The 14,857-nt window shown below is 50.7% G+C and carries 18 protein-coding genes and 1 pseudogene; 13 read left to right on the top strand and 6 right to left on the bottom strand.

Annotated features, from left to right (window positions below; genetic code table 11):
- Positions 1–61: 61 nt before the first annotated feature.
- Positions 62–451 carry a cupin domain-containing protein gene (locus tag RTY00_RS07920; RefSeq protein ID WP_312664045.1) on the top strand — a complete coding sequence of 130 codons (390 nt, stop codon included), beginning with the start codon at positions 62–64 and terminating at the stop codon, positions 449–451.
- On the opposite strand, the gene RTY00_RS07915 is transcribed toward RTY00_RS07920, so the two are convergent.
- A complete protein-coding gene (locus RTY00_RS07915; RefSeq protein WP_008107597.1) occupies positions 448–1,122 on the bottom strand; it encodes a GntR family transcriptional regulator in 675 nt (224 codons plus the stop codon). The two genes, RTY00_RS07920 and RTY00_RS07915, sit on opposite strands and share 4 nt — an antisense overlap.
- Positions 1,123–1,237: 115 nt before the next feature.
- Here RTY00_RS07915 and RTY00_RS07910 point away from each other — a divergent pair, with 115 nt between their 5' ends.
- From RTY00_RS07910 to RTY00_RS07895, 4 genes and pseudogenes are all read left to right on the top strand, one after another.
- Complete coding sequence (locus tag RTY00_RS07910; protein ID WP_312664044.1) at positions 1,238–1,918, top strand: DUF2848 domain-containing protein; 681 nt, start codon at positions 1,238–1,240, stop codon at positions 1,916–1,918.
- Positions 1,919–1,926: 8 nt separating this feature from the next.
- Positions 1,927–3,270 (top strand): amidase, encoded by a 1,344-nt coding sequence (locus RTY00_RS07905; RefSeq protein WP_312664043.1) that lies wholly within the window; start codon positions 1,927–1,929, stop codon positions 3,268–3,270.
- Positions 3,271–3,272: 2 nt separating this feature from the next.
- Positions 3,273–3,908, top strand: a complete 636-nt coding sequence (locus RTY00_RS07900; protein ID WP_312664042.1) for a DUF4286 family protein — start codon at positions 3,273–3,275, stop codon at positions 3,906–3,908.
- Positions 3,901–5,213 (top strand): annotated as a pseudogene (locus RTY00_RS07895) (MFS transporter). The gene RTY00_RS07900 and the pseudogene RTY00_RS07895 overlap by 8 nt, the downstream one beginning before the upstream one ends.
- A 77-nt stretch (positions 5,214–5,290) precedes the next feature.
- Here the strand turns inward: RTY00_RS07895 and RTY00_RS07890 are convergent.
- Positions 5,291–5,494 carry a hypothetical protein gene (locus tag RTY00_RS07890; protein WP_008107586.1) on the bottom strand — a complete coding sequence of 68 codons (204 nt, stop codon included), beginning with the start codon at positions 5,492–5,494 and terminating at the stop codon, positions 5,291–5,293.
- Positions 5,495–5,555: 61 nt separating this feature from the next.
- Entirely contained in the window at positions 5,556–6,185 is a 630-nt protein-coding gene (locus RTY00_RS07885) for a TetR/AcrR family transcriptional regulator (RefSeq protein ID WP_258143482.1), read from the bottom strand.
- Positions 6,186–6,470: 285 nt separating this feature from the next.
- Between RTY00_RS07885 and RTY00_RS07880 the strand changes: the two genes are divergently transcribed.
- On the top strand, positions 6,471–6,680 hold the full coding sequence (locus RTY00_RS07880; protein ID WP_008107582.1) for a CsbD family protein: 210 nt from the start codon (positions 6,471–6,473) through the stop codon (positions 6,678–6,680).
- A 43-nt stretch (positions 6,681–6,723) separates the two neighbouring features.
- Here the strand turns inward: RTY00_RS07880 and RTY00_RS07875 are convergent, their stop codons facing one another.
- Both RTY00_RS07875 and RTY00_RS07870 read right to left on the bottom strand, forming a co-directional pair.
- Positions 6,724–7,002, bottom strand: a complete 279-nt coding sequence (locus tag RTY00_RS07875; RefSeq protein ID WP_312664041.1) for a hypothetical protein — start codon at positions 7,000–7,002, stop codon at positions 6,724–6,726.
- Positions 7,003–7,080: 78 nt separating this feature from the next.
- A complete protein-coding gene (locus tag RTY00_RS07870; RefSeq protein WP_312664040.1) occupies positions 7,081–7,704 on the bottom strand; it encodes a response regulator in 624 nt (207 codons plus the stop codon).
- Positions 7,705–7,921: 217 nt separating this feature from the next.
- On the opposite strand from RTY00_RS07870, the gene RTY00_RS07865 reads away from it, so the two are divergent.
- The 7 genes from RTY00_RS07865 (at position 7,922) to RTY00_RS07835 (ending at position 14,373) form a co-directional block, all read left to right on the top strand.
- Positions 7,922–8,452, top strand: a complete 531-nt coding sequence (locus tag RTY00_RS07865) for a fimbrial protein (RefSeq protein ID WP_312664039.1) — start codon at positions 7,922–7,924, stop codon at positions 8,450–8,452.
- Positions 8,453–8,743: 291 nt separating this feature from the next.
- A complete protein-coding gene (locus RTY00_RS07860; protein ID WP_312664038.1) occupies positions 8,744–11,263 on the top strand; it encodes an outer membrane usher protein in 2,520 nt (839 codons plus the stop codon).
- 46 nt (positions 11,264–11,309) lie between these two features.
- Entirely contained in the window at positions 11,310–12,053 is a 744-nt protein-coding gene (locus RTY00_RS07855; protein ID WP_312664037.1) for a fimbria/pilus periplasmic chaperone, read from the top strand.
- 26 nt (positions 12,054–12,079) lie between these two features.
- Entirely contained in the window at positions 12,080–12,562 is a 483-nt protein-coding gene (locus tag RTY00_RS07850; RefSeq protein ID WP_312664036.1) for a fimbrial protein, read from the top strand.
- A 62-nt stretch (positions 12,563–12,624) separates the two neighbouring features.
- Positions 12,625–13,056, top strand: a complete 432-nt coding sequence (locus tag RTY00_RS07845; RefSeq protein ID WP_312664035.1) for a fimbrial protein — start codon at positions 12,625–12,627, stop codon at positions 13,054–13,056.
- Complete coding sequence (locus RTY00_RS07840) at positions 13,056–13,586, top strand: fimbrial protein (RefSeq protein ID WP_312664034.1); 531 nt, start codon at positions 13,056–13,058, stop codon at positions 13,584–13,586. The genes RTY00_RS07845 and RTY00_RS07840 overlap by 1 nt, the downstream gene beginning before the upstream one ends.
- Positions 13,587–13,596: 10 nt before the next feature.
- Positions 13,597–14,373, top strand: a complete 777-nt coding sequence (locus tag RTY00_RS07835) for a hypothetical protein (protein WP_312664033.1) — start codon at positions 13,597–13,599, stop codon at positions 14,371–14,373.
- Positions 14,374–14,394: 21 nt separating this feature from the next.
- On the opposite strand, the gene RTY00_RS07830 is transcribed toward RTY00_RS07835, so the two are convergent.
- Positions 14,395–14,857, bottom strand: a 463-nt coding sequence (locus RTY00_RS07830) for an aldo/keto reductase (protein ID WP_312664032.1), incomplete at its 5' end; no start/stop codon positions are given.

Here is a 14,857-nt window from a genome sequence, read left to right as displayed (position 1 = left end):
CCATGCAGATCTGCACTATCCTGTGCGGGTAAGATTTTAATGACTATTCAGGGGGAATGAGATGAAAGGTGCCGATAACGAGCATGAAAACAGTGCGGAAACGTTGCTGCAAAGCGGTCAAGCATGGAACGGCCAGCACATTGAACACTATCTCGCCGGTAAGCCCGAGATCACCGTAATGAAGATGACCATTCCTGCACATTCCGAGCTGCCGTGGCATACGCATCCGATGCCCAACACAGCCTATATTTTATCGGGCTCGCTCACCATCGAGGACAAAGCCAGCGGCGAGACTAAAACCTTCAACGCGGGCGAAGCCTTTAATGAATCCATCGATATTGCACATCGCGGCTTCACCACCGATCAGCCTGCCGAGCTGATTATTTTCTATGCCGGGGTTGCAGGTATGGAACTCTCCATTCCGCTGCCGGGTGAAAAAGCGGAATATTAATTATTCAGCAGCGCCTGCTTAAACGAATAGATATGCACCCGCGCCGCCTCTTCTGCCTGTTCGGCATTTCCCTGCTCCAGCGCGGCAATAATCGCTTCGTGTTCGGCGATCACTTCGTTCATGTGCGCAGCGCTGGAAAGCGTGGTGGCCCAGAAGCGCTGCGCCTGCGCGTGGATGATGCTGAGAATATCGGCCAGACGACCATTGGCGGCGATATCCGCCAGCACCTGATGAAATTCGCGGTCCAGCAGCATCATCTGTTCGCGATCGCGTGAGGCACTGGCATGGGCAATGCGCTGATTCATTTCCCGCAAATAGGCGATCTGCGCCGCATTGACCCGCTGCGAGGCTAGCCGCAAGCACAGCGCCTCATTCACCAAACGCACCTCAATTAACTCCAGCGCATCGTCAATCGACAGCGGCGATACCATCACGCCCTTGCGCGGGATGATCTGCAACAGCCCTTCCGTCTCCAGCCGATGCACCGCCTGATTCACCGGCGTTCTGCCCATCTCAAGGTCATCCATCACCTGCGCGATATTGAGATAATCGCCCGGTTTGTAGCGCAGCGTGATCAGCCGGTGCTTGAACGCCAGATAGGCGCGCTCATTTAGCGAAATGCTCTTCGGTGTCGTCGGCGAGCTCACATTTTCAGCCATCACATTACTCATCGCGCAAATCCTTATTAGGTAACTGAGACATATTACACAAAAACCTGGCATGAAAATGGCTAGATTGAAATCACAGTGAAATTTCACACGCATTTCTCAACTGGAGATCTATCCCATGCAATTACGGTTTACGACAGATTACGCCGATGCGGCACTGCTGGATGTTGAGGTTAATCAACTTGTTATCGCAGGCTGGGTTGGACGCGATCAGGAAGCGGTGCTGCACCATATCAGGGAACTCGAAGCGCTCGGCGTGCCCGCTCCTGGTGCAGTGCCGCTGTTTTATCGCGTCGCGACCAATCAATTAAGTCAGCAAACGCAGCTGGAAGTGGTCGGCGATCAAACATCCGGTGAAGCCGAACCCTTTGTATTTTTCCATCGCGGCGAATATTGGGTTTCGCTGATTTCCGATCATACCGATCGTCATCTGGAAACCTTCAGCGTGGCGCTATCGAAGCAGGCGTGCATCAAACCGGTTGCCGGTCACGCGTGGCGCATGTCCGAAGTCAAAGCGCACTGGGATCAACTGGAGCTGCACGCCTGGATCAACGTTAACGGCGACTGGGTAACTTATCAGCAAGGCGCCCTCGCCTCGCTGCTGACGCCACTTGATCTGCTTAGCCGCTATTTTTCCACGGGCCAGGTTGAGGAAGGTTTTGCCATGTCGTGCGGCACGCTCAGCGCCATAGGCGGGATTCGTCCTGCGAGTGAATTCCGCATGGCGCTGCACGATCCGGTGCTGAACCGCACGCTGGAACACACCTACATCACTGGCTCGCTGCCAGTTATCGCCTGAGGTTCCCTATGACAACGTTATGGCAAGCGAGCCAGCAGCTGCTCGCCGGGCAAATCAGCCCGGAAACCCTGATCCAGGATGCGCTGAGCGCAATCGCGGCGGAAAGAGGTGAAGGCAAACGCGTCTTCACCAAAGTGTATGCCGACGATGCGCAGCAGCAGGCGGCACAAGCCGGCGGGCGCTGGCAGCAGCAACAGCCGCGCAGCGCGATTGATGGTCTGCCTATCAGCATCAAAGATCTGTTCGATGTCGCCGGAGAAGTGACCACTGCCGGTTCCCGCTTGCTGAGCAATGCCAGCCAAGCCACGGCGAACGCCACCATGGTGGATCGATTGCAGCAGGCCGGTGCCGCCATCGTTGGCAAAACCAATATGAGCGAGTTCGCCTTCACCGGCCTCGGCGTCAATCCGCATTACGGCACGCCCGCCAATCCGTGGCAGCGCGCGCAGCAGCGCATTCCTGGCGGTTCCTCTTCCGGTGCGGCGGTGGCGGTGAGCGATGGCATGTGCCTGGCAGCCGTTGGCACCGATACCGGCGGTTCGGTGCGCATTCCAGCGGCGCTGTGCGGTTTAACCGGTTTTAAACCCAGCGCCAGCCGCATCGATCAACGCGGGACGCTGCCACTGGCGGCGTCGCTCGATAGCATCGGCGTGATCGCTCACGACGTGCGCAGCTGCTGGCTACTCGATAGCGTGATCGCCGATCAACCGCTGGAGATCGATGAGCGGAATCTGTCGGAGGCACATTTCGTCATCCCGCAGACGCGGGTGCTGGCTGGCCTTGACGAACACGTCAGCGCCGCCTGGCTGCATGCGCTTGATGTGCTGCGCGCGCAGGGCGTGAAAATCACCGAGCTGCCGCTGCAAGAGCTGGCAGAACTCGACACCATCAACGCGCGCGGCGGCATTACCGCGTGGGAGGCCTGGCAATGGCATCAGCATTACGCCCAATCGCAGCCGGAAGCTTACGATCCGCAGGTTCTGACGCGCATTAAACGCGGCAGTTTGCTGAATGAAGAGGATGCCGCCGAACTTTACCAGCTGCGCGCCGACTGGAAACAGCGCGTCGAGCAGGCGGTTGCGCCCTTCGACGGCATATTGATGCCGACGGTGCCGCTGATCGCGCCAACGCTGGCCGAGCTCGAGGATCCCGCGCGCTACATGCAGGTCAATCTGCTGATGCTGCGCAACACCAGCGTGATCAACATGCTGGATGGCTGTTCAATTTCTCTGCCTTGTCATCAGCCCGGCGACGCGCCAGTTGGCCTGATGCTCTCTTCCACCCATGGCAACGATGCTGCGTTACTCAGCTGGGCTGCCGCGATTGAAACCACCCTGAAACGGAGTAGCTGATCATGACTCAACCCCACGGCATGCTGTTTGTCGCCACCAATATCGATGCTGCAGATGAAGCGGATTTCAACCAATGGTACGACCATGAACACGTTGAAGAGCGCGTGGCGATCAGCGGCTTTCTTAGCGGTACGCGTTATCAGGCGGTGGATGCGGAACGCAAATACCTCGGCCTGTACGAAACCGCATCGCTGGAAGCCTTTACCAGCGCAGATTATCACGCCGCCTTCACGCGCCAGACCGAATGGTCGGTGAAGAATCTCAACAAGATGGTCAACCCGATGCGCCGCGTCTGCGCCATCTCCCATCAGCATGGACAAGGCAGCGGCAGCCATCTGGCGGTGCTGACGTTGAAAGCCGGTACAGATGTTGCATCGCTGGGCAGCTGGCAAAACAGTGTGCAGCAAACGCCGGGCTACATCGCCTCACGTTTGCTGACGCCTGACACCACGCTGAGCTCGCCGCTGCCACGGGAAACCAGCGCAACGCGACCAATGCATCCGATGCTGCTGCTGATCTGCCGAGACGCGCAAGTGTGTAAAACCCTCGCCGCCGACGCCGCGCAGGCGCTTAACGCGGATGTACAGCTTTACTCCCTCAGCTGGCAGTTAACCAAACAGGAGATGGCTCATGGCTAATACCGACTCAACGTTGCCGCACGCTTCCGGCGCGCGCGCCAGCCACAGCAAAACCGGTCGCCTCGCGGCGGCCAGCTCCATTGGAACCGCGCTGGAGTGGTATGACTTCACGGTCTACAACATCATGGCGGCGCTGGTGTTTAACCACGTGTTTTTCCCCAGCTTCGATCCGCTGGTCGGCACTATTCTGGCGTTTTCCACCTATGCGGTCGGCTACATTTCCCGTCCGGTGGGCGGCTTTATCTTTGGTCATCTCGGCGATGTCGCCGGGCGTAAAGCGGTATTGATCACCACATTAGTGATTATGGGCGTCACCACCGCGCTGATGGGCTTGCTGCCCGGCTATGCGGTGTGGGGCATCTGGAGTCCGGTGCTGTTGGTCGCCTTGCGCTTTATTCAGGGCATTGCATTAGGCGGCGAATGGCCGGTGCGGTGTTGCTGTCGATGGAGCATGGCGATGCCAACAAGCGTGGCCGTAACGCCTCGTTTGCGCAGGTGGGTCCATCGTGCGGTACCTTGATTGGCACCGGGTTTATCACGCTGGTGACGGTGGCATTGAGCGGCGAACAGTTTCAGGAGTGGGGATGGCGCATTCCGTTCCTGCTGAGTCTGCTGCTGGTGATGTTTGGTTTATGGCTGCGTCGCGGCGTGGAAGAGACGCCAACCTTTATCGCGATGCAGCAGGCGGAGAAAACCACGCATACGCCGCTCAAAGAGGTGTTTGTGCGCTATCCGCGCGAGCTGCTGATCGCGGGCGGTTCACGCATTGGTTCAGATGTACTGTATGCGCTGGTGGTGGTATTCACTCTCACTTACGTCACCACGGTGCTGCAGCTGCCGCGTCCGCTGGCGTTGATGGCGACCATGCTCGGTGCGATCGGCAATGCCATCACGGTACCGATGTTTGGCGCGCTCTCCGACAAGCTTGGTCGTCGCCCGGTTTACATTGCCGGTGCGCTGTTGGCGATCGTCTGGTCGTTTGTGTTCTTTGTGCTGCTGGATAGCTCACAGCCGGTGCTGATCGTGCTGGCGGTAATTGGCGGCTTGCTGATTCATGCGGTGATGTACGGACCGCAAGCGGCGTTTGTCACCGAACAGTTCCCCAGCCATGTGCGCTACGCCGGATCGTCACTGGCTTACACGCTGGCGGGCATCATCGGCGGCGGCTTTGCGCCCTTGATCATTACGACCTTGTTTAAAGAGATGGGCAGCACGATGTGGGTATCGCTGTATGTCAGCCTGGCGTTGCTGATCACGCTGTTTGCGCTGTGGAAGGCGAAAGAGACCGCGCATCGCCCGCTTTAATCATTAAATGGCTGTTTGGCGAGGGATTGCCAGACTTCAGCAGAGGGGAACAACAAGGCGCGGCACGCGCGACCTTATTAGTGCAGTTTTTTCGCCAGGATACGAATGGCTTTATCGCAGGCAACTTTGGTTTTGCTATCGGTGGAACGCAAACTCAGGCGATACAACGCGCCAATAAGTTCCTGAACGGTAAGCGCTTCATCAGGACGAAGGATACGTGTCACCACCCTTCCCACCAATGCGCGAATCTCTTCCGTAATATCTGAATCTTCGTCTTTCACTTGCCCTCCGGCTTTACGCTTCGCTTATTTAGGAAGTATCCGCCTCCTAATTAGACAAATTTTAGTCCAGCAGCTTCATTACTAACTTGATGGTCTCAGGTTCATCTTTTACATCCGTGATCTTGCCCACAACGCGCATGCCAAAGGCGATACAGAGGATCAATCCTGCGGCGGTATCGACATCCAGATTGGGCGTGACCGATCCATCTTCCTGGCCCTGTTTGAGTAACGAGGCGAGGAAGTTTTTATTGCGTATGACCGCTTCACTCACCAGTTGCGAGAGATCGTCATCCAGCACCTGTAATTCCACCGCGCTGCCCACCACTAAACAGCCGGTGCGACCTTCCACCGCCCGCGCGGAATCGAGGTAAAACTGCAGCAGCTCGCTGAGTTTCTCGCGGCCAGTGGTGAACTGCGCCAGACGCTGACGCAGATCGGCATTGCGCACCGAAAGGTAGCGTTCAAACACCAGCAGAAACAGGCTGCGCTTATCTTTGAAAGCCTTATAGATGCTGCCCGCCGTCAGCCCCATCGCCTCGCCCAAATCATTCAGTGAAGCGGCATGAAAACCCTTTTGACGAAAAACGATCATGGCTTTGTCCAGAGCCTGTTCGATATCGAACTCTCTTGGGCGGCCACGTTCTCTGCTTTTCGTGTCGGTGGTTTGCGTTTTGCTCATAGCGGATGGCATTCGGTAATGCGGGTTTCCAAAAGTTGACGGAAATGTCTTATCGGCGGTTACTATATCGCAACAAACCACTGCATGTATAGCCAGGTAAGCATAATGCCTTATAGAGCAATAAGTTAGCTTGTAAAGCCTGCCTTTATTACCGCTCCACCTCACGCAATTTCAAATTTTCGAGTTAGCTCACAGCCCTGCCAGGCAAAGCGCAAATCCTGTGCCAGAATTAATGCACCCGCTGGCATCAGGCCAGCAAACGCGAGCACACAGTAACCACTAACCAGGGAGTTCGACATGAACGAAGATCGTATTAGCGGCAACTGGAAGCAGTTCAAAGGGAAAGTGAAGGAAAAATGGGGCGACCTGACTGATGATGATATGACCGTGGTCGAAGGAAAACGCGATCAGCTGGTCGGTAAAATCCAGGAACGCTACGGTTATGAAAAAGACCGTGCGGAGAAAGAAGTCAAAGAGTGGGAAGATTCGAATAAGTTCCACTGGTAAATCCTGACGTTATGCCGGACAACCCGTGTCCGGCATGCATCGATCAGTGCTTAGTGGAGTCATCCGCCGCGACGTTTTTAGCCATAAAGCTCATCACGTTTTCTTCAGATTTCTCAGCGTTGTCGGCTGTGCTGCTGCTCTTCACCAACGCTAAAGCCAGTCTGGCAACCCGCACATCTTCCGCCGTGTCACCGGCATAAATCATCTTCTCTAACTGCGCGAGAAGCGTGGTGCGCGAGACCGGTGCATCCTGATTAAATAATTCCATCACCGCATCACCAATCGTGATGTCGCATAACTGTTTGTCATTACTGTTTTTCATGGGCTCTCTGTAACCGTCTCAACCAACCCTGGTCGGAGGATCCTGACGCTGCAAAGCATACTCATTCATACTGTAAAATTAAAGGCTATTTCTCTGCCCAAATTCATACAACTGTTTAACCGTTTTGAATTTTAATTTTTCCATTAAACGGCATTTATAGGTGGCTACAGTTTTTGTGCTGAGGTTCATCTTTAGAGCAACTTCGGTATTTTGCAAACCATCTACCAACAACTGGAATACCCTAAATTCCTGGGTGGATAACATCGCAATTTTTTGTTGGTCCGACAATTCACTGCCCTCTCCCACCTGGCGTTTGATAAGTGGAAAATAGCTATAACCGTTTAAACCCGCGTTAATTGCACTAATGACTTCCTGCAAGTTTTTATCTTTGCTAACAAATCCGTTCGCCCCCGCAGATGCACTGAGCGGTGCGTAATAATCAGGATTTTTTGCTGATAAAACAACAATGACACCATTATAACTCCTGCGTCGAAGATGTTTCACCACCTCAATGCCATCGACGTGCGGAATATCTATATCGATAACCAACACATCGGGACTGTGTAATTCAACCAGCTTTTTACCTTCGAGGCCATCATCCGATTCTGCCACAATGGTGAATTGATCTTTTTCTAATAATGTCCTGACAGCTAAACGGATTAAAGGATGATCGTCAATAATAATTGAGCGTATAAGTGCCATACGTAATCTCTCTAAATAATTAAAACTACAGTTTAATAATCCTGCACGTCATTTACTGCCCGGCAATGTAGGTTTCACCCTACAGATTCTGACAATCCATTCTGATTGAGTGGGAAATTCCCTACTTGTACACTCACTCCAACTCGTAACAAGCTGGTTTTTAGTAAGGTTTTTTAAAATAAAAAACCATCAAAAACAAAACATTAAAGGACTAAACATGAAACTTAACGCTCTCGCTATTGCAACCTTAATTGTATTGGGAACTTCCTCAACTTCCTACGCTGCTGACCAGGGCAGTGGTACCATCACCTTCACCGGTTCTATCATTGAGGCGCCATGTTCTGTTTCTCATGAAAATAGCGACCAAACAGTCGACCTAGGCCAGGTTTCTAACGTTTCTCTGGCGAACGGCGGCAAGTCCCAACCTCGTCAGTTCAATATCATGCTGGAGAACTGCGCCCTAACCACCAAGAAAACCGTTACCACGACCTTCACCGGCCCAGCGGGCAACTCAGACCGTGTAGGAATTGCTGGCACCGCTAAAGGCGCGAGCATTGCTATTGTCGATGGCACTTACAATTTAATTAAGCTGGGCACGCCTTCAGTTGCTCAGGCATTGCAGGATGGCAACAATAATCTCAGTTTCGCTGCTTACCTGCAGGGAGATAAAGATGAAGACGATAACGATCTTCCTATTGTTCCAGGTGAATTCCAGGCCGTGGTTAATTTCGGCCTCAACTACCTGTAATCCCCAATCGAGCATGCGGTTAGCGCATGCTCTTCATTACGCCTCTTTCCGCAACGATGCTAAATTTTGTCAATCCGGCCAATATAAGCGACAGTAACTGCCAGGAATTAATACCTGTTCACCTCGCAGCCTTCTACTAACGGCCTGAAAACACGTCGCCCCTCTACTTGTAAGAAAAATCCTGGGGAAAATTTAATTTCCTCCTCATCGTGTCGCTCTCTCTCATCGTTATATTTTCACACTCGGTTCGGAATGCGTCTGCACACCTCAGGGAAATCAAAGGTTAAGATTATGAAGGTGGTTTGTTACAAGATTTTCCCGAGATTGCGGCCAACGCAGCTGAGTTTATTAATAGCGAGTTTTTTCCTGGGATTTTCCAGTCATAGCTTGTCTGACAATATTGAATTCAATACTGATATTTTGGATATCAACGACCGGAAAAACATTGACCTTTCCCGATTCTCAAACAGCGGATATATCCTCGCTGGAGAGTATGAAATGTCAGTGTTTATCAACAAACAAGCACTGCAAGAGCAAACCGTCATTATTCAGACTCAAGAAGATACTAATAAAACTACGGTATGCATCACGCCAGAACTTATTAAACAGTTCGGTTTGAGAAAAAGTGTGATGGAAAAAATCGTTTGGCAGCAACAGGGAAAGTGCATTAACACTGCCAGCATGGCGGGATTGGAGGTGCGCCCTGATCTGGCTACCTCGGCTCTTTATATCAGCATTCCCCAGGCTTATTTACAATATGTCGATGAAAACTGGGATGCTCCGGCGATGTGGGATAATGGCATTCCCGGCGCATTGTTTGATTACAACTTCAATGGGCAAACACAGAGTCAAAAAAACGGGCAGCGTCTGATGCTCAACGGTAATGGCACCGTTGGAGCGAACCTTAATGCATGGCGTTTTCGCGCCGACTGGCAATCTCAACCTAAAAGATCGCAAAACAATCAAGCCAAAACCCTGGCACAGCAGTTTGACTGGAGCCGCTATTATGCTTATCGCGCTATTCCAGGCTGGGAGGCAAAAGTCGCTGTCGGAGAAGATTATTTAGGTTCAGAGCTATTTGACAGCTTCAGCTACGCGGGCGTAAGCGTTGCCTCAGATGACAGCCAATTACCGCCCAACCTGCGCGGCTATGCGCCTGAAGTAACCGGCATTGCACGTACTAATGCCCTGGTGATTATCAGTCAACAAGGTCGTGTGCTTAAAGAGGTTCAGGTCGCTGCCGGCCCATTCCGCATTCAGGATATTGATAACGCCGTCTCTGGCAAACTGGATGTCCGTGTTGAAGAGCAGGATGGAACGACGCAAACCTTTACCATAGAAACGTCTAGCATTCCCTATCTGACGCGGCCTGGACGCATGCGTTACAAGTTCGCAGCGGGAAAATCTTCTCAGTCTCGTCATCAATTTAAAGGGCCTGCGTTTGCCAGTGGCGAATTATCCTGGGGCGTGAGTAACGGTTGGTCGCTATTTGGTGGTGGTGTGGCGGCAGGAAATTACAATGCTTTGGTGCTGGGTATTGGTCGTGATTTGTACTGGCTGGGTGCTTTATCATTTGATATCACACAATCACGCGCCGCCTTACCTGATATCGCGGACAAGCTGACTGGACGGTCCTATCGACTCAGTTATTCAAAAAACTTTGAGCAGTACGACAGCCAGATTACTTTTGCCGGTTATCGTTTCTCCGAGCGTAATTTTCTCAGCATGAATGAATATCTGGAAACGCGCAAAACGGGAAACCGTCAGCAAAATAGTAAAGAACTTTATTCGATCACCGTTAATAAGCAGTTCCGTGATTTACGCTTGAGCACCTATTTCAACTATAACCACCAAACGTATTGGAGCTTGCCAGATAACGATCGTTATAGCGCTAACCTGTCGCAATATTTTGATATCGGTAATTTACGCAATCTGAGTTTATCGCTGTCCGCCTATCGCACTATTAATAATGGCAGCAAAGATGATGGCGTATTTGTCTCGCTGTCGATCCCATTGGGTAACAACGCCACGCTGAGCTATAGCGCCGCACAAGGTCGCGATGGGACAAATCAGCGCGTTAATTATTATGGGCGTCTGGACCAACGCAACAGTTATCAAGTGGGAACGGGGATCAATAGCCATGGCAGCACGTCGAACGGGAGTATAACGCATGACGGCGAGCTGGCGCATTTGAACGCTAACGTCAGTTCACAAACTGGAAAATCTACCACGTTTGGCTTCAATGTGCGCGGTGGTGCAACGGCAACGACTAAAGGCGCCGCGTTGCATCGTTCCAGCAACATGGGTGGCACACGTTTAATGATTGATACCGACAATGTGGCCAATATTCCTGTTAGCAGTGGTGGATTAGCGGTGCGCAGTAACCGCTTTGGCAAACTGGTATCGACTGACGTCAACAGTTATTACCGCAACAGTGCCAGCCTCGATATCAACAATCTACCGGACAATGTCGAAGCTGAACGTTCGGTAGTACAAGCCACGCTGACTGAAGGCGCCATTGGCTACCGCAAATTTGCCGTCATCGCCGGAGAGAAAGCGATGGCGATCATCAGGCTTGCCGATGGTTCCTATCCACCATTTGGCGCCACGGTGCACAATCGCAAAAAACAGGAGGTGGGCATTGTTAGTGACAGCGGCAATGTCTATCTCACGGGCATTACTGCTGGTGAAAGTATGTCTGTGAAATGGGCAGAAAAGGTGCAATGCACTATTGAGTTGCCAAAATCTATCAACCCACAAGACTTTACCGCAAATCTGTTTCTTCCCTGCCGGAAAGACAGTGAACTTTAATTTAACGCAGTTTTATACTTGCTATCGTAAATAACGGGATATAAACATGTTTTTTCAATGCAGAAACTCATTGGCCTCAGCAATGTTGCTGAGTGCTATTGGCATTCAGTCGGCGCATGCAGCGATTGCACTGGACCGCACGCGTGTTGTATTTGATAGCACGCAGAAATCCGTCAGCTTACGTATTAGCAACGAAAATAAAAAACTGCCTTACCTGGCGCAAGGCTGGCTGGAAGATGCCGAAGGAAATAAGATCACCGGTCCTTTAGTGGTGCTGCCTCCAGTTCAGCGTGTGGAACCCGGCGCCAGCAGCCAGCTGAAAATTCAGGCGCTACCAGCCGTCGCATCATTACCTCAAGATAGAGAAAGTCTGTTCTTCTTTAACTTACGTGAAATTCCACCGAAATCATCAAAGCCCAATACGTTACAAATTGCCTTGCAAACGCGCATTAAACTTTTCTATCGCCCCGCCGCTATTATCGCAGATAAAAGTGCCGCGCCATGGCAGGAACAGCTCAAGCTTAGCCGCGAAGGTGATAAATATCGCATTCACAACCCAACCAATTACTACGTTACCTTGGTAGAAGGACGGAAAAGTGCAAAAAGCAAAACGATTGAAAGTTTTAAACCCCTTATGCTAGCACCTCAAAGTCATCAATTTCTGACGTCATCGGTAACGGAATTGGGTTCATCGCCGGTAATAAACTACGTCAATGATTACGGTGCCCGTCCCAAACTCCAGTTCAGTTGCAAAGTTAATCTCTGTATTGCCACACCACTAGATAATTAAGTCTGATTTCGTTAAGGCAAAAGAAAATGAGTTGGCTAACGGCAGTAAAAAAAGTTGTTATTTTATCGGCGTGTCTTTTGCCTCTGACTGCTTTGGCGTCCAACATTCACGTTAATGTCGAGGTGTTAGGGCCTTCGTGCACCATCAATAACGGTGAAAATATTGAGATTGACTTTGGTGATGAAGTTTTATCTACCAAACTTGACGGAAATCATTACCTCGAGGTGTTTTTTGTTAATTTTCAATGCAATGACTCTACACCAAACACCATCTTTCTTAAAATTGAAGGCGAGCAATGGGACAGCAGCATTAAACTACTTAAAACCAGCAAAGAAAATTTGAGTATTGAATTTTTTAGAGCCGGCCAATGGTTTCCACTCAATGAGCGGTTGGAGGTGAACCCACTGAGTTCTTACGCATTCCAGGCTGCACCTTATAAAGTGGGCAATGTCAAAGTACAAGCGGGTCCGTTTAGCGCTGCAGCAACGCTGGCGGTATATTACGAATGAACAGCACCCGATTGTATATTCTCACTTTGATAATCATTGGTGGGCTTTTGTGGTGTAGTAACATGGCCAGAGCCGCACCGAATCTATTACTTAAAGGTACAATCATTGAACCACCGCCTTGTAAAATAAATGACGATCAACCCATTGATGTCAGTTTTGGTGAGGATTTGGGTGTAAGCAAAATCAATGGGGATAATTATCGTCAGACAATTGATTACGTCATTAAATGTGCAGCTAATGATTCTGCATATAAGTTGACGCTCACTGTTAGCGGTAATGCCATGAGCAAAGATAATACGGCGATTCAATCGAGTAAATCAGGATTGGGTATTCGCATATTGCAAAACAATCAGCGTGTTCGTATTGGTTCAACATGGGTTATTGATATGGATTATCCTCCCGTATTAGAAGCGGTACCGATAGCCGATCCAGCGATTAAATTGTCCGAAGGCAGCTTCCTCGCAACCGCCTCACTCGTTGCGGAGTACCAATAATGGATTTATTGATTCGCTGGCGAAATATACTGGCAATACTTCTATCGCTGGTTTCCCCGTTATCGCTCGCTACCGATATCCATTTTAGTGGTGCACTGATTGCCGAGCCTTGTGTCATCGAAGCCGGAGATGAAGCTTTAGAGCTTAATTTCGGCAACGTTATCGACCGAGAACTGTATGTCAATCATCGTTCTCAAACTATGCCTTTCACGCTGAACCTGATCGGCTGCTCCATCGATACGGCTAAAACTGTTGCCATTACTTTTAGTGGCCAAGAGAGTAATGAATTGGCCGGATTTCTGGCAACACAGGCTGGTAGTAAAGCCGCTGGTATCGCTATTGGCCTGGAAACATTATCTGGGGAAGCAGTGTTACTGAACAAGGTCTCCCCGCCTGTTACATTGCAAGCCGGACGAACTTTGATTGTATTACGTGCGTATATTAAGGGTGAACCCAATGCTATTCGCGAACGTTCAATTTCCAGTGGTTATTTCAGTGCAATTGCAACTTTCAGCCTAAATTATCAATAAGGACACGATAATGAAGATACGCAACATGCTATTTATACTACTCTTTTTCTGGATGAATTTATCACTAGCAGGACAGTTCCCGGTTCCTTCATCAATATATATTAACGGTAGTCCAGTAAGAACCCTCTATGTAAGATGGGACATTGTTGATCTCCCCGAAGCAGATGCTCTGGCACCAACGGGCTACTGGTTTGGCAGTGCAAAATCGATAATTAACGACTTCCCTGTGGTGCAAAGCGAGACATGTTCGGGAACCTTATGCGGCACCAAAGTCATTCCTGGCGAAACCATCAGCAGTGCCGCCATGCGTGCTTACAAAAAAGGGCCGACAACTACCCAGTATTCATCAACCTCTGGCGCAAATGGTTTTTGTATTGCATTTGGCGGTATCCCACAAGGAAATACGTCCTTAGGTTCTGCTTTAATACCGACGGGGTGTCTTAAAGCCCCCCCGCCCAATGTTTATTGTTTTATCATAACACCTGAAATTAATTTAAATCACGGGTCTATTTCAATTAAAGACGTAACTACGTCTAAAGCCAGTGCATCATTTAGCATCAATTGCTCACAAGCCAACAATGTTAAGTTGAGTTTGGCGAGTAAGCTAACCTATATTCCACTCAATAACGATGCTAAAGCAAACATTATGATTAACAATAAAAATCCGGGACAACAACACTCACTGCCAACAGGCCTATCATCCCTGACCATAACCAGCCAGCTGGAAGGTATTACCCAAAGCGGCAACTATTCAGGTACCGCCGTATTAATCATTGAGCCGGTATAAAGGTGTTGATATCAGGACTCGTTAAACATCGAGTTTGCGTCCTGTCAGCCACTCCACCATCGCGGGATCGCGGTGCGAGAAGAAGGCGCTGGTCGCGCTATCCAGCGCGGTAATTTGCTGCATTTCTGCCTCGCTGAGTTCAAAGTCCAGCACGTTGATGTTTTCTATCATGCGCGCTTTGCGCACCGATTTCGCCAGCGACACGATGCCGCGTTGGAAGATCCAGCGCAGAACCACCTGGCCGACGCTCTTGCCATATTTTTCGCCAATCTTCGTTAGCAGCGGATGCTGGAATAAACTGTTTCTACCTTCCGCAAACGGTGCCCAGGCTTCGGGCTGGATGTTGCGGCTCTTCATCCACGGCACAGCGTGCAGTTGTTGGTTGAACGGATTGACCTCCACCTGATTGACCGCCGGAACCACCTTGTTGAAGGCGATGAGATCCGCCAGACGATCCGGCTGGAAGTTGCTGACACCAATCGCT

The sequence above is a fragment of the Pantoea sp. CTOTU49201 genome (assembly GCF_032054795.1).
In the GTDB taxonomy this organism is placed as follows: domain Bacteria; phylum Pseudomonadota; class Gammaproteobacteria; order Enterobacterales; family Enterobacteriaceae; genus Pantoea; species Pantoea symbiotica.
This window is presented reverse-complemented; position numbering and strand designations above follow the sequence as displayed.

Coding starts and splice junctions, on each gene's coding strand:
- RTY00_RS07850 (WP_312664036.1), top strand. CDS start 12,080: ATGAGTTGGCTAACGGCAGTAAAAAAAGTTGTTATTTTATCGGCGTGT.
- RTY00_RS07840 (WP_312664034.1), top strand. CDS start 13,056: ATGGATTTATTGATTCGCTGGCGAAATATACTGGCAATACTTCTATCG.
- RTY00_RS07865 (WP_312664039.1), top strand. CDS start 7,922: ATGAAACTTAACGCTCTCGCTATTGCAACCTTAATTGTATTGGGAACT.
- RTY00_RS07860 (WP_312664038.1), top strand. CDS start 8,744: ATGAAGGTGGTTTGTTACAAGATTTTCCCGAGATTGCGGCCAACGCAG.
- RTY00_RS07920 (WP_312664045.1), top strand. CDS start 62: ATGAAAGGTGCCGATAACGAGCATGAAAACAGTGCGGAAACGTTGCTG.
- RTY00_RS07875 (WP_312664041.1), bottom strand. CDS start 7,002: ATGAAAAACAGTAATGACAAACAGTTATGCGACATCACGATTGGTGAT.
- RTY00_RS07855 (WP_312664037.1), top strand. CDS start 11,310: ATGTTTTTTCAATGCAGAAACTCATTGGCCTCAGCAATGTTGCTGAGT.
- RTY00_RS07835 (WP_312664033.1), top strand. CDS start 13,597: ATGAAGATACGCAACATGCTATTTATACTACTCTTTTTCTGGATGAAT.
- RTY00_RS07905 (WP_312664043.1), top strand. CDS start 1,927: ATGACAACGTTATGGCAAGCGAGCCAGCAGCTGCTCGCCGGGCAAATC.
- RTY00_RS07910 (WP_312664044.1), top strand. CDS start 1,238: ATGCAATTACGGTTTACGACAGATTACGCCGATGCGGCACTGCTGGAT.
- RTY00_RS07870 (WP_312664040.1), bottom strand. CDS start 7,704: ATGGCACTTATACGCTCAATTATTATTGACGATCATCCTTTAATCCGT.
- RTY00_RS07885 (WP_258143482.1), bottom strand. CDS start 6,185: ATGCCATCCGCTATGAGCAAAACGCAAACCACCGACACGAAAAGCAGA.
- RTY00_RS07915 (WP_008107597.1), bottom strand. CDS start 1,122: ATGAGTAATGTGATGGCTGAAAATGTGAGCTCGCCGACGACACCGAAG.
- RTY00_RS07900 (WP_312664042.1), top strand. CDS start 3,273: ATGACTCAACCCCACGGCATGCTGTTTGTCGCCACCAATATCGATGCT.
- RTY00_RS07880 (WP_008107582.1), top strand. CDS start 6,471: ATGAACGAAGATCGTATTAGCGGCAACTGGAAGCAGTTCAAAGGGAAA.
- RTY00_RS07845 (WP_312664035.1), top strand. CDS start 12,625: ATGGCCAGAGCCGCACCGAATCTATTACTTAAAGGTACAATCATTGAA.